The organism is Hydrogenophaga taeniospiralis (assembly GCF_020510445.1).
Lineage (GTDB): Bacteria > Pseudomonadota > Gammaproteobacteria > Burkholderiales > Burkholderiaceae_C > Hydrogenophaga.
Window position 1 is genome coordinate 442,544 of the sequence record NZ_JAHBAG010000001.1, and the last position, 12,394, is coordinate 454,937.

At 71.1% G+C, this 12,394-nt stretch carries 13 protein-coding genes; 10 read left to right on the forward strand and 3 right to left on the reverse strand.

Translation table 11 applies throughout. From position 1 onward, the window contains the following. Window positions 1-122 precede the first annotated feature (122 nt). Both KIH07_RS02055 and KIH07_RS02060 read left to right on the forward strand, forming a co-directional pair. Window positions 123-1,418: an acyl-CoA dehydrogenase family protein gene (locus KIH07_RS02055; RefSeq protein ID WP_226490373.1), complete on the forward strand. Its 1,296-nt coding sequence runs from the start codon at window positions 123-125 to the stop codon at window positions 1,416-1,418. Window positions 1,419-1,903: 485 nt separating this feature from the next. After that, window positions 1,904-2,788 (forward strand): AraC family transcriptional regulator, encoded by an 885-nt coding sequence (locus tag KIH07_RS02060; protein WP_226490374.1) that lies wholly within the window; start codon window positions 1,904-1,906, stop codon window positions 2,786-2,788. Here KIH07_RS02060 and KIH07_RS02065 read toward each other — a convergent pair. Together KIH07_RS02065 and KIH07_RS02070 are read right to left on the reverse strand one after the other, a co-directional pair. Further along, window positions 2,751-3,797, reverse strand: a complete 1,047-nt coding sequence (locus KIH07_RS02065; RefSeq protein ID WP_226490375.1) for an LLM class flavin-dependent oxidoreductase — start codon at window positions 3,795-3,797, stop codon at window positions 2,751-2,753. The two genes, KIH07_RS02060 and KIH07_RS02065, sit on opposite strands and share 38 nt — an antisense overlap. Before the next feature lie 79 nt (window positions 3,798-3,876). Beyond that, window positions 3,877-4,263 (reverse strand): PaaI family thioesterase, encoded by a 387-nt coding sequence (locus KIH07_RS02070; protein ID WP_226490376.1) that lies wholly within the window; start codon window positions 4,261-4,263, stop codon window positions 3,877-3,879. Between the two features lie 211 nt (window positions 4,264-4,474). Between KIH07_RS02070 and KIH07_RS02075 the strand changes: the two genes are divergently transcribed. The 8 genes from KIH07_RS02075 to KIH07_RS02110 all read left to right on the forward strand — a co-directional run bounded on the left by KIH07_RS02075 (window position 4,475) and on the right by KIH07_RS02110 (window position 11,025). Then, window positions 4,475-5,578: an alkene reductase gene (locus tag KIH07_RS02075; RefSeq protein WP_226490377.1), complete on the forward strand. Its 1,104-nt coding sequence runs from the start codon at window positions 4,475-4,477 to the stop codon at window positions 5,576-5,578. An 85-nt stretch (window positions 5,579-5,663) separates the two neighbouring features. Next, window positions 5,664-6,074 (forward strand): SirB2 family protein, encoded by a 411-nt coding sequence (locus KIH07_RS02080; protein ID WP_226490378.1) that lies wholly within the window; start codon window positions 5,664-5,666, stop codon window positions 6,072-6,074. Next, a complete protein-coding gene (locus tag KIH07_RS02085; RefSeq protein WP_226490379.1) occupies window positions 6,071-6,523 on the forward strand; it encodes a YbaN family protein in 453 nt (150 codons plus the stop codon). The genes KIH07_RS02080 and KIH07_RS02085 overlap by 4 nt, the downstream gene beginning before the upstream one ends. Window positions 6,524-6,604: 81 nt before the next feature. Then, window positions 6,605-7,279 carry a thermostable hemolysin gene (locus KIH07_RS02090; protein ID WP_226490380.1) on the forward strand — a complete coding sequence of 225 codons (675 nt, stop codon included), beginning with the start codon at window positions 6,605-6,607 and terminating at the stop codon, window positions 7,277-7,279. Continuing rightward, window positions 7,276-8,781: an AMP-binding protein gene (locus tag KIH07_RS02095; RefSeq protein WP_226490381.1), complete on the forward strand. Its 1,506-nt coding sequence runs from the start codon at window positions 7,276-7,278 to the stop codon at window positions 8,779-8,781. The genes KIH07_RS02090 and KIH07_RS02095 overlap by 4 nt, the downstream gene beginning before the upstream one ends. A gap of 17 nt (window positions 8,782-8,798) precedes the next feature. Continuing rightward, window positions 8,799-9,494, forward strand: coding sequence for a TenA family transcriptional regulator (locus tag KIH07_RS02100; RefSeq protein ID WP_226490382.1), 696 nt, complete (start codon window positions 8,799-8,801; stop codon window positions 9,492-9,494). Beyond that, window positions 9,491-10,312, forward strand: a complete 822-nt coding sequence (locus KIH07_RS02105) for an SDR family oxidoreductase (RefSeq protein WP_226490383.1) — start codon at window positions 9,491-9,493, stop codon at window positions 10,310-10,312. Before KIH07_RS02100 ends, KIH07_RS02105 begins: the two co-directional genes overlap by 4 nt. A gap of 29 nt (window positions 10,313-10,341) precedes the next feature. Next, window positions 10,342-11,025 (forward strand): hypothetical protein, encoded by a 684-nt coding sequence (locus KIH07_RS02110; protein ID WP_226490384.1) that lies wholly within the window; start codon window positions 10,342-10,344, stop codon window positions 11,023-11,025. A 147-nt stretch (window positions 11,026-11,172) separates the two neighbouring features. On the opposite strand, the gene KIH07_RS02115 is transcribed toward KIH07_RS02110, so the two are convergent. Continuing rightward, window positions 11,173-12,372 (reverse strand): phosphoglycerate kinase, encoded by a 1,200-nt coding sequence (locus KIH07_RS02115; protein ID WP_226490385.1) that lies wholly within the window; start codon window positions 12,370-12,372, stop codon window positions 11,173-11,175. Window positions 12,373-12,394: the final 22 nt, after the last annotated feature.

Genomic DNA, 12,394 nt, shown 5'->3' on the forward strand with positions numbered 1-12,394 from the left:
GCGAAACAGGCGGCGCCCGGGGTTGTATCGAAGAGGCCGATATTGTCCGCCACCGGGGCCCACGGCCGGTCCGCTGTCGCGTGGGCGCTGACAAGCGGCCCGGCGCTCCCCACAATGCCCGCATGGACTTTGAGCACAGCCCCCGGGCGCAGGCGCTCCAGCAGCAGCTGGAGACCTTCATGCAGCGTTACCTGCTGCCCCACAACGCGGCCTGGCACCAGGCGGTGCAACTGGGGCAATACCCGCCGCCGTTCCTGGACGACCTGAAGACCCTGGCGCGCGAAGAAGGCCTGTGGAACCTGTTCCTGCCCAGCCTGTGCGACGGCGAGCCCGGCACCCGCCTGGACAACCTGGACTACGCGCCGCTGGCCGAAACCATGGGTCGGCTGCACTGGGCGCCCGAGGTGTTCAACTGCAGCGCGCCCGACACCGGCAACATGGAGTTGTTGCACCGCTTCGCCACGCCCGCGCAGCGCACGCGCTGGCTCACGCCGCTGCTGGACGGCACGATCCGCTCGGCCTTCGCCATGTCCGAGCCCGACGTGGCCTCGTCCGACCCGACCAACCTGCAGACCACGGTGCGGCGCGAGGGCGACGAGCTGGTGTTGAACGGCCGCAAGTGGTTCATCACCGGCGCGGCGCATCCGGGCTGCAGGCTGCTGATCGTGATGGCGCGCAACGCGCCCGACGACACCGCCACGCCCGAGACGAAACACCACCAGCACAGCATGGTGCTGGTGCCGCTGGACACGCCGGGTGTGGAGGTGGTGCGCAACATCAGCGTGGTGCACCACCACGCGCCCGAGGGGCATTGCGAGATCGTCTTTCGCCAGGTGCGCGTGCCGGCCAACCAGCTGCTCGGCGGCTGGGGCGAGGGCTTTGCGATGGCGCAGGCGCGCCTGGGGCCGGGCCGGGTGCACCACTGCATGCGCACCATCGGCCAGTGCGAACTGGCGCTGGAACTCGCCACCGAACGCGCGCTGGAGCGCCGCAGCTTTGGCAAGACGCTGGCCGACTACGCCAACGTGCAGGAGTGGATCGCGATGTCGCGCATCGAGATCGACCAGGCGCGCCTGCTGGTGTTGCGCTGCGCCTGGCTGCTCGACCACCCGGAGCGCGTCGAACCCGCGGCCCTGCGCGCGCAGGTGGCCGCGATCAAGGTGGTGGCCGCGGGCCTGCAGACCCGCGTGGTGGACCGCGCCATGCAGATCTTCGGCGCCATGGGCCTGTCGCCCGACACCCCGCTGGCGCAGTTCTGGACCTGGGGCCGCGCCCTGCACCTGCTCGACGGGCCCGACGAGGTGCACCTGCGCAGCGTGGCGCGCCACGAGTTGGACCGGGCGCGGGGGCGCATGGGGTCTTCTTCCGCTTACTTCACGACACCGGAGCAGATGCGGGCGCCACCGCGATTGCACTGAGCCCCCACGCTCCGCCGCTGGCGCGGGTCGCTGCCCCCCAAGGGGGCGCGAATCCAGCTTGGGGCGGCCCGGCGCTGGATTCCTGAGCCCCCACGCTCCGCCTCTGCGCGGGTCGCTGCCCCCCAAGGGGGCGCGAATCCAGCTTGGGGCGGCCCGGCGCTGGATTCCTGAGCCCCCACGCTCCGCCTCTGCGCGGGTCGCTGCCCCCCAAGGGGGCGCGAATCCAGCTTGGGGCGGCCCGGCGCTGGATTCCTGAGCCCCCACGCTCCGCCGCTGGCGCGGGTCGCTGCCCCCCAAGGGGGCGCGAATCCAGCTTGGGGCGGCCCGGCGCTGGATTCCTGAGCCCCACGCTCCGCCGCTGCGCGGGTCGCTCTTCATCGGTCGAGCGATCCTGGCAGCGATCCGTGGCACCCAGTGTCTGGTCGCGGACTGTTCGAATAGGATCATTTCGTACAAAATTCATATCCTTTCGTCCAACCATCGGCATGACCTCTCCGCCCCCGCCCATCGACCGCCTGTCCGGCCTGCTGGAGCGTTTTCCCGTGCGCGCCGAGCTGTCCTTCACCGGCACGCTCTGTGGCGTGCAAAGCTTCACGCCGCCGCCGGGCATGGGTTACCTCCACCTGCTGCGCCGGGGCACGCTCGATGTCACGCACCCGCCGCGGCAGGCCGTGCCGCTGCGCCTGCACCTCAGCGCGCCCGCACTGCTGTTCTACCCGCGCGCCATCGCCCACCACTTCCACAACCCGCCGATTGAGGGCTCGGACTTCACCTGTGCGCAGCTGTGGTTCGAGGGTGGCCAGGCGCACCCGCTGGTGCGCACCCTGCCCGGCGCCATCGTGCTGTCGCTGAACGAGGTCGAGGGGTTGGGGGCTTCTCTGGACCTGCTGTTCGCCGAGACCGGCCGCGTGCGCTGCGGCCACCGGCTGCTGGCCGACCGGCTGTTCGAGGTGGTGCTGATCCAGACCCTGCGCTGGCTGCTCGACCACCCGCACGAGGCCGGTGTGCCGCCCGGCCTGGTCACGGGCCTGTCGGACCTTCGGCTGGCGCGGGCCATCGGGGCGATGCACGATGCACCCGGCGAGCCCTGGAGCGTCGAGCAGCTGGCGGCTGCGGCCGGCATGTCGCGCACCAGCTTCACCAGCCTGTTCCGGCAACTGGTGGGCCAGACGCCGGCGGACTACCTGAGCGACTGGCGCATCGGGCTGGCCCAGACGGGCCTGGCGCGGGGCAGCTCCATCAAGCTGCTGGCCAGCGAACTGGGCTACGCCAACCCCTCGGCCCTGAGCCGCGCCTTCGCCGCCAAGACCGGGCGTTCACCGCGCGAATGGCTCAAGGGATCGTTGCCGCCGGCACCACCGGCGCGCTGAGCCCCATCGCCTGCGCCGCGATGTCCAGCGAGCGCAGCCGCAGCGCCGGGTCGAACAGGTCGCTGACCAGCATGAACTCGTCGGCCTGGGTGGCGTTGGCGAGTTGCTGCAAACCGGCGCGCACCGTCTCCGGCCCACCGACCACTGCGCAGGCCAGGAAGTCGGCGATCGCCGCGCGGGCCTGCGCGTCCAGGTGCTCCATGAAGCCGGCCACCGGCGCGGGCAGCTGGCCGCGCTGGCCGGTGAGGATGCCCAGCACGCGCTGGTAGGTGCTGCTGGCCAGGTACTGCGCCTCCTCGTCGGTGGGCGCGGCCACCAGCGGCACGCCCACGATGGCGTAGGGCTTGTCGAGCACGGCCGAGGGTTTGAAGTTGTGGCGGTACATGTCCAGCGCCTGCAGCAGGTAGCGCGGCGCGAAGTGCGAAGCGAACGCATACGGCAGGCCGCGCTCGGCCGCGAGCTGGGCCGAAAACAGGCTCGATCCCAGCAGCCAGATCGGCACATGGGTGCCCGCGCCGGGCATGGCGATGAGCCGCTGGCCCGGCTGCGGATCGCCCAGCAGGCGCTGCAGCTCGGCCACGTCGCGCGGGAAATCGTCTTCGGTCTCGCGGCGGTCGCGGCGCAGCGCGCGCATGGTCAGCGGGTCGGTGCCGGGCGCGCGGCCCAGGCCGAGGTCGATGCGCCCGGGGTACAACTCGGCCAGCGTGCCAAAGGCCTCGGCCACCACCAGCGGCGCGTGGTTGGGCAGCATCACACCGCCCGAGCCCACGCGCATGCGCTCGGTCGCGCCGGCGATGTGGCCCACCAGCACGGCCGTGGCCGAGCTGGCGATGCCGCTCATGTTGTGGTGCTCGGCCAGCCAGTAACGCGTGAAACCCAGCGCTTCGGCATGCTGCGCGGTGCGCCGCGCAATCGCCAGCGCATCGGCCACCGTACCCCCTTCGCGCACCGCCACGAGGTCGAGCAGGGACAGGTGGATCTGGTGCAGGGGCCTGGGCAATGGGTTCATGGGCTGGATTGTCAGAGCTTTGCATCGGACCGGTCTGCGATCCAGCGAAAGACCACTTCAGCGCTTCCCTGATATGGCGTCAGCTTGCTGGTTCGCCCTTGCGCTGGAAGACGGCAAAGGTACCGCTCGCCTTGGCGACCAGCACCTCGCCGGCGTGTATGCAGGCCTCAAGGCTGGCGACCGTCCTGCTCCGGTTGACGATCTCGCCGGTGCAGACCAGGGCGCCGGCCAGCACGGGCTTGAAGTAGCTGATCTTGATCTCGATCGTCGCGCAGCCCTCGCCAAGAGCGAGCGTCGGGTAGAGCGCGGCGCCCATCGCTGTGTCGGCGAGGGTGAAAAGCGCACCGCCATGGACGATGCCTGCCGAGTTGAAGTGATGGCCCTCGACCAGCAGCGTGCATCGGCTGCGCCCGCCATCCTGCTGCTCGATACGAACGCCGACGTGATTGACAAAGGGAAGCTCCATCACCCGCACCTTTCTGGCAAACCAACGACGCCGTGCAAAACCCCAAGATCCGACCGGAACTGGCGGGGCAACGTGATCGTCATTTTGCACAGCGCCAACGTTGACATCACTTTATGAAACACCCTCCGTGGGGTCACCGTCCGTCGGCGACCGCCCGCACGGGCTGTGAGGCGTAGACTGGGCCGCACCTCCATTCCTGCCTCCCCCCGCCATGACCACCCTCTTCGACCCCACCACCGTTGGCGATCTCCGGCTCGCCAACCGCATCGTCATGGCGCCGCTCACGCGCAACCGCGCGCCCGACGCCATCCCCACGCCGCTGATGGCCGAGTACTACGCCCAGCGCGCCAGCGCGGGCCTGCTGATCACCGAGGCCACCGCCATCACCCAGCAGGGCCAGGGCTATGCCGACGTGCCCGGTCTGTACGGCATCGAGCAGCTCGACGGCTGGAAGCGCGTGACGCAGGCGGTGCACGACGCCGGGGGCAAGATCGTGGTGCAGCTCTGGCACGTGGGCCGCGTCTCGCACACCGATCTGCAACCGCACTTTGCCAAGCCCGTCGCGCCCTCGGCCATCCGCGCCCACACCAAAACCGTGCTGATCAAGGACGGTGTGCCGACCTTCGTGGAAACCTCCGATCCGCGCGCGCTCGACCCCGAGGAGATTCCCGGCATCGTGATGGACTACCGCCACGCGGCGCTCAACGCCATCGCCGCCGGTTTCGACGGGGTGGAGATCCACGCCGCCAACGGCTACCTGATCGACCAGTTCCTGAAAACCGGCAGCAACCACCGCCGGGACGACTACGGCGGCAGCATCGCCAACCGCGCGCGCTTCCTGCTCGAAGTGGCCCGCGCCGTGACCGAGGCCATCGGGGGCGGGCGCACCGGCATCCGGCTCTCGCCCGTGACGCCGGCGAACGATGTGACCGATGCCGATCCGCAGTCGCTGTTCGACCACGTGGCGCGCAAGCTCGCGCCGCTGAACCTGGCCTACCTGCACCTGATCGAGGGCGCCACCGGCGGCCCGCGCGATCTGCCCGAGCGCCCGTTCGACTACGCCGAGCTCAAGGCCGTCTACCGCGCGGCCGGCGGCCAGGGCGCCTGGATGGTGAACAACGGCTACGACCTGCCGCTGGCCCAGCAGGCGCTGGCCGACGGCGCCGACCTGGTGGCCTTTGGCAAGGCCTTCATCGCCAACCCGGATCTGGTGGCGCGCCTGCGCGCGGGCGGCCCGTTCAACGCGCCGGACAAGACCACCTTCTACGGTGGTGGCGAAGAAGGCTACACCGACTACCCCCCGCTCGCCGGCTGAGGGCCTGACACCGTTGGGGGTTCCATCCCGCGCCAGCCGTTCGGGCGCCTATGATGGCCGGGCTTTTGCGCCCCCCGCCTGACCCATGCCTTCGCCCGAACTCACCGCCGCGATCTACCCCTGGCTGCTGCCGGCCCACATCGGCCTGGTGAGCACCAGCGTGGCGCTGTTCACGGCGCGCGGTCTGGGTGTGCTGGCGGGCCAGGGTTGGCCCATGGCGGACTGGGCGCGCGGCCTGGCCCCGGTCGTCGACTCGTTGCTGCTGCTCGCGGGCGGCACGCTGTGGTGGCTGCTGCAGTTGAACCCCCTGCAAAACCACTGGCTGCTCGTCAAGCTGATGCTGCTCGTGGTGTACATCGTGCTGGGCACGCTGGCGCTCCAGCGCGCGCCCACGCGCGGCGCGCGGGCCCTGTGTTTCGCGGCCGCGCTGCTGTGCGTGTCGTTCATGGCCTCGATCGCCCTGAACCACCACCCGCTGGGCTGGTGGGCACCATGAGCGCCAGCCCCGACACCAACCCGCCGCCCACGCCGCACGCCTCGCGCGCGGTGCGCTGGCTGCTCTGGCTGGCGGGCTCGGTCTCGCTGGCGCTGGGCCTGCTCGGGGTGCTGCTGCCCGGCCTGCCCACCACGCCCTTCGTGCTGCTGGCCGCGGCCTGTTACGCCAAGGCCTCGCCGCGCCTGCACCGCTGGCTGCTCAACCACCGCTGGATGGGACCCATGCTGCGCGACTGGGAGCGCGACCGCAGCCTGACCCGGCGCAGCAAGACCGTGGCCCTGGTGTCCATGGCGGTGATGGTGAGCGTCTCGATCTGGAGCTTTCGCGGCCGGCTGGCGCTGCAGCTGGTGCTGGCGGCCACCGCGGCGGTGGGCGCCTGGGTGGTGCTGCGCATCCCCACCCGCCGGCCCCCCACCATGGCGCCGTCCGTCGGGAAGCCACCCCGATAAGCTGGACTTAATCCAGCGCCACCAACATGCCCCCCAGACAGCCCGCGAATCCACGCGGGCTGGTCTCAAGGAGTGTGTCCCGTGTTGTTTTCGTCCGTGCGCAACCTCGGGTTGCCAAGCCCCGCCAACCCGCCCGCGCGCGCCCCCCGCCTGACGGCGCACGGCCTGGGCGACCCGCTGCGCCCGCAGGTGGAGGCTTTCATCGCGCAGGTGTACGCGCGCCGCTTCGGCGCCCAGGTCACCCACTTCGCGCCCACGCTGGTGAGCCTGCGCGACCCGCTGGACGGCGGCATCGTGGCCGCCGCGGGCTACCGACCGGCACAGCATGCCACCCTGTTTCTGGAGCGTTACCTGCAGGCTCCGATCGAGTCGCTGCTGGCCACGCCGGGCCACACCCCGCCCGAGCGCGCGGGCATCGTTGAAGTCGGCCACCTGGCGGCGCAGCGCGCGGGCGAAGGCCGGCGCCTGATCTTCCTGCTGGGCCACCACCTCGCGGCCGAAGGCGCGCAGTGGGTGGTGGGCACGCTCACCGAAGAGCTGCGCCACCTGTTCGTGCGGCTGGGCATCACGCCGCAGGCCCTGGGCCGCGCCGACCCGGCCGCGCTCGGCGACGACGCGCGGCAGTGGGGCAGCTACTACGACCACCACCCCGTGGTGCTGGCCGGGCAGATGCAGCAGGCGCTGCGCCTGCTGCAGCGCCGCGAGAACGCCCGGCCCGCTGAAGGGCTGCGCAACGCGCAGGAGAAGCTGGCATGAAGGGTGATCCTGTGAGCAGCCCCCGCCCCTCCCCACAAGACGACGCTTCCCCGATGAACGCACTGGCCGCAGGCGCCTCGCTCAACGACGGGCAACGCCGCATCGACCACACCGCGCTCCAGGCCCAGGTGGCCGCGCTGGCCCGGACCCTGCGCGCCCAGGGCATCCGGGTGCTGGCCACCGTCATGGACAACAGCCCCGCCTGGGTGGTGGCCGATCTGGCCGCCGCCCAGGCCGGCCTGGTGCACGTGCCGCTGCCGGTGTTCTTCACCCCGGCGCAGATGGCGCACGCCACCCGCGCGGCCGGCGTGGACGGCGTGCTCACCGTCGCCCCCCTGGCGGCGCTCTGGCCGCAGGCGGCGCCCCTGCCCTGCGAGGTGGCGGGCCAGCCGCTGGCGCTGCTGCGGCTGCCCGCCACGGCGGTGCCCCTGCCCGCCGGCACGGCCAAGATCACCTTCACCTCCGGCACCACCGGCACCCCCAAGGGCGTGTGCCTGAGCGGCCCGGCGATGCACCGCGTGGCCGACGGCCTGGCGCAGGCGCTGCAGCCGCTGGGCATCACGCGCCACCTGTGCGCGCTGCCCTTCGCGGTGCTGCTGGAAAACATCGCCGGCCTGATGGCGCCGCTGTCGCAGGGCGCCGAATGCGTCGTGTTGCCGCTGGCCGAGGTGGGCCTGCAAGGCTCGTCCCATTTCGACGCGGCCCGCCTGCAGGCCGCGGTGGAGCGGCACCAGCCGCACAGCCTGATCCTGCTGCCGCAGATGCTGCGCGCCTGGGCCGGCTGGCTGCGACACCACCAGCAGCGCGCTCCCGCCTCGCTGCGCATGGTCGCCGTGGGCGGCGCGTCCGTGGGCACGGCGCTGATCCAGGCGGCGCGCGCGGTGGGCATCCCCGCGCACGAAGGCTACGGCCTGTCCGAAGGCGCCTCGGTGCAGACGCTGAACCTGCCCGGCGCCGACCGCCCCGGCAGCGCCGGCCGGGCGCTGCCCCACGCGCAGCTGCGCCTGGCGGCGGACGGTGAGATCGAGATCCGCGGCAGCCTCTTCGCGGGCTACCTCGGCGACCCATCCCCGGTGCCCGCGTGGTGGCCCAGCGGCGACCTGGGCGAGATCGACGCCGAGGGTTTTGTCCACGTGCGCGGCCGCAAGAAACATGTGCTGATCACGGCCTACGGCCGCAACGTCTCGCCCGAATGGGTGGAGACCGCCCTGCGCAGCGAAGGCGCCATCGCTCAGGCGGTGGTGTTCGGCGAAGCGCAGGCCACGCTCAGCGCCGTGCTCTGGCCCATGCAACCCGCCGCGAGCGACGCCGAGTTGCAGGCCGCCGTGGACGCGGCCAACCAGACCCTGCCCGACTACGCCCGCGTGGGGCACTGGGTGCGCGCTGGCGCGGCCTTCACGGTCGAGACCGGCCTGGCCACCGCCAACGGCCGCCCACAACGCCAGGCCATCCTGGCCCAACACGCCGACGCGCTGGCCGCCGCGGCGTGTGAAACCCCCTGAACCCCAAGGACCCGAACATGAGCTTCTTCGCCCAACTGCAGCAACAAACCGAACTGGCCCGCATGGGCCTGCTGAGCGCGCCCATCATCCAGGGCTGCCTGCAAGGCGTGGTCTCGCTGCCCAGCTACCAGGCCTTTCTGCGCGAGGCCTACCACCACGTGAGCCACACGGTGCCGCTGCTGCAGGCCTGCAAGGCCGCACTGCCGCCGCACCACGCCTGGCTGAACGACGCCATGGACGAATACGTGGAAGAAGAACGCGGCCACGACGAGTGGATCCTGGACGACATCCGCGCCTGCGGCGGCGACGCCGAAGCGGTGCGCCACGGCCAGCCCGCCCACGCCACCGAGGTGATGGTGGCCTACGCCTACGACACCATCGCGCGGCGCAACCCGCTGGGCTTCTTCGGCATGGTGCACGTGCTCGAAGGCACCAGCGTCTCGCTCGCCCTGCTGGCCGCCGACCAGATCCAGAAACCGCTGAACCTGCCCGACGCCGCCTTCAGCTACCTGCGCTCGCACGGCACGCTGGACCAGGAACACACGGCCCACTTCGCCCTGCTGATGGACCGCATCGACGACCCGCAGGACCAGGCCGCCATCGTGCACGGCGCGCGCGCCTTCTTCCGCCTCTATGGCGACGTGTTCCGTGGCCTGCCGCTGCCGCAGGCGCCTGCAGAAGCCATGCCCGAGCGGGCCGGAGCCCTGGCATGAGGGCCGCCCAGGCCCGCATCGTGCTCACCGGCGCTGGCGGCGGCATTGGCCGCGCCACGGCCAGCACCCTGGCCTGCGCTGGCGCATCGCTGCTGCTGGTGGGCCGCTCGCCCGAGCGCCTGGAGAGCCAGGCGCGCGAACTGGTGGCCGCGGGCGCCCCCACCGCGCACATCGGCTGGCGCGCCTGCGACCTGACCAGCGCCGCCGACATCGACCGGCTCGCCGCCGAGGCCGCCATCTGGGGCTGCAACGTGGTGCTGCACGGCGCCGGCCTGCCCGCCTTTGGCCGCCTGCAGTCGCAAAGCGCCGCCGACATGCAGGCGGTGCTGCAGACCAACCTGCTCGCGCCCATGCTGCTCACCCGCGCGCTGCTTGGGCACCTGCTCCAGCAACCCGCCGCGCAGGTGATCTGCGTGGGCTCCGCGCTGGGCCGCATCGGCCTGCCCGGTTTCAGCGTGTACAGCGCCAGCAAGTTCGGGCTGCACGGCTTCGCCGAGGCCCTGCGCCGCGAGCTGGCCGAAACCCCGGTGCGCGTGCAGTACATCGGGCCGCGCAGCACCGAAACCGGCTTCAACAACGCCGATGTGGCGGCCTACAACCAGGCCACCGGCACCGCCATGGACCCGCCCGCGGACGTGGCCCGCGAAATCCTGCGCCTGCTGGAAGACGGCAGCGCCGAACGCTTTCTGGGCTTCCCCGAAAAAATCGCGGTGCGCCTCAACGGCGTGCTGCCCACCTGGCTCGACGGCAGCTTCCGCAAGCACCGCCACAGCCTGCCGCCCGCGCCCGCGTTGACCGCTGGCGCCCTTCCTTCGTGAACCCCGTTGTCTCCCTGGAGCTTGTCCCCATGAACCACCACACCCCCCTGGGCACCGCCGTGCCCGCCACGCGCCGCCACTGGATCACCGCCCTGCTGGCCAGCGCCGCCCTGGCCCTGCCCTTCGCCGGCCACGCCGCGGGCGTGGAAGACGCCGTCAAAGAACTGCAGCACGACTGGGAAGTGACGCGCTACCAGACCGTACCCAGCGAACGCGAGAAGCGCTTCGAGGCGCTGGCGGCCAAGGCCCGCAAGATCAGCGAAGGCTTCGTCGGCCGCGCCGAACCGCTGGTGTGGGAAGGCATCATCGTCAGCTCATGGGCCGGCGAAAAAGGCGGGCTGGGCGCACTGCCGCTGGTGAAACAGGCCAAGCGCCTGTACGAGGCCGCCATCCACATCGACGGCAACGTGCTCGACGGCTCGGCCTACAACAGCCTGGGCGTGCTGTATTACAAGGTGCCGGGCTGGCCCATCGGTTTTGGCGACAAGGACAAGGCGCGCGAGCTGCTGCAAAAGGCCCTGAGCATCAACGCCCAGGGCATCGACCCCAACTACTTCTTCGCGGAATACCTGGTGGAAACCGGCCACCCGGAAGAAGCCACGCCCTACCTGGAGCGTGCGCTGCAGGCCCCCGCCCGCGCCGGCCGCCAGATCGCCGACAGTGGCCGCCGCGAAGAGGTGCGCCAGTTGCTGGAGAAGGTGAAGGGGCACTGAGGCCCTCGGTGGATTCGGGGAGCCCCCATCCCGGCCTTCCCCCAGAGGGGGAAGGAGCAAACACGGAAGCCTGCTAACTGGCGCCCTCCTCGGCTTACCCCCTCCCCCTCTGGGGGAGGGCTGGGGTGGGGGCCTGCCTACCGGGTATTACTCAGACTCAGCTCTGCGCGCCAGCACCTCAAACGCCGGCAGCGTCTTGCCCTCCAGCACTTCCAGGAAGGCCCCACCCCCGGTGGAGATGTAGCCCACGTCCTTCTCGATGCCGTACTTGGCGATCGCGGCCAGGGTGTCGCCACCGCCCGCGATGCTGAACGCGCTGGATTCGGCAATCGCGTGCGCGATGGTCTTGGTGCCGTTCTCAAACGCCGCAAACTCGAACACGCCCACCGGGCCGTTCCAGACGATGGTGCCGGCCTGCTTGAGCTGTTCGGCCAGCAGCTGCGCGGTCTGCGGTCCGATGTCCAGGATCAGGTCGTCGTCGGCCACGTCGGTGGCGGCTTTCACGGTGGCCACGGCGTCGGGGCTGAAGCTCTTGGCGCAGACCACGTCGGAGGGAATCGGCACCGCGGCGCCGCGCGCTTTCATGGCGTTGATCACGGCGGTGGCTTCGCCCAGCAGGTCGGGTTCGGCCAGGCTCTTGCCGATCTTCAGGCCGGCGGCGAGCATGAAGGTGTTGGCGATGCCGCCACCGACGATCAGGCCGTCCACATTTTTCGCCAGGGCCTGCAGGATGGTGAGCTTGGTGCTGACCTTGCTGCCGGCGACGATGGCCACCAGCGGCCGTTTCGGGTTGGCCAGGGCTTTGCTGATGGCGTCCATCTCAGCGGCCAGCAAGGGGCCGGCGCAAGCGATGGGGGCGGTCTCGGCGATGCCGTAGGTCGTGCCTTCGGCGCGGTGCGCGGTGCCGAAGGCGTCGTGCACGAAGATGTCGCAGAGCTTGCCGAGCTTGGCCGCGAGTTCGGGTTTGTTCTTTTTCTCGCCGACGTTGAGGCGGCAGTTCTCCAGCATCACGAGTTCACCGGGGGCGACGGAGAAGTCGCCATCGACCCAGTCGCTCACCACGCGGATGCTGCGGCCCATGAGTTCACCCATGCGCGCGGCCACGGGGGCCAGGGAGTCTTCGGGTTTGAACTCGCCTTCGGTGGGGCGGCCCAGGTGGCTGGTGACCATGACGGCGGCGCCGGCGTCCAGCGCCATCTGGATGGCGGGGATGCTGGCGCGGATGCGGGTGTCTTCGGTGATCTTGCCGTCGTCGTCCTGGGGCACGTTGAGGTCGGCGCGGATGAAGACGCGTCGGCCAGCGGCCTGGCCGCTGGAGCAGAGGTCGGAAAAGCGGATGAATTGCATGGGTGGTGCCTTGAGCGGGCAG

Excerpts from the sequence above, each read along its gene's own strand:
- KIH07_RS02110 (WP_226490384.1), top strand. The coding sequence starts at position 10,342 with ATGAACCACCACACCCCCCTGGGCACCGCCGTGCCCGCCACGCGCCGC.
- KIH07_RS02105 (WP_226490383.1), top strand. The coding sequence starts at position 9,491 with ATGAGGGCCGCCCAGGCCCGCATCGTGCTCACCGGCGCTGGCGGCGGC.
- KIH07_RS02065 (WP_226490375.1), bottom strand. The coding sequence starts at position 3,797 with ATGAACCCATTGCCCAGGCCCCTGCACCAGATCCACCTGTCCCTGCTC.
- KIH07_RS02115 (WP_226490385.1), bottom strand. The coding sequence starts at position 12,372 with ATGCAATTCATCCGCTTTTCCGACCTCTGCTCCAGCGGCCAGGCCGCT.
- KIH07_RS02055 (WP_226490373.1), top strand. The coding sequence starts at position 123 with ATGGACTTTGAGCACAGCCCCCGGGCGCAGGCGCTCCAGCAGCAGCTG.
- KIH07_RS02060 (WP_226490374.1), top strand. The coding sequence starts at position 1,904 with ATGACCTCTCCGCCCCCGCCCATCGACCGCCTGTCCGGCCTGCTGGAG.
- KIH07_RS02095 (WP_226490381.1), top strand. The coding sequence starts at position 7,276 with ATGAAGGGTGATCCTGTGAGCAGCCCCCGCCCCTCCCCACAAGACGAC.
- KIH07_RS02085 (WP_226490379.1), top strand. The coding sequence starts at position 6,071 with ATGAGCGCCAGCCCCGACACCAACCCGCCGCCCACGCCGCACGCCTCG.
- KIH07_RS02070 (WP_226490376.1), bottom strand. The coding sequence starts at position 4,263 with ATGGAGCTTCCCTTTGTCAATCACGTCGGCGTTCGTATCGAGCAGCAG.
- KIH07_RS02075 (WP_226490377.1), top strand. The coding sequence starts at position 4,475 with ATGACCACCCTCTTCGACCCCACCACCGTTGGCGATCTCCGGCTCGCC.
- KIH07_RS02100 (WP_226490382.1), top strand. The coding sequence starts at position 8,799 with ATGAGCTTCTTCGCCCAACTGCAGCAACAAACCGAACTGGCCCGCATG.
- KIH07_RS02080 (WP_226490378.1), top strand. The coding sequence starts at position 5,664 with ATGCCTTCGCCCGAACTCACCGCCGCGATCTACCCCTGGCTGCTGCCG.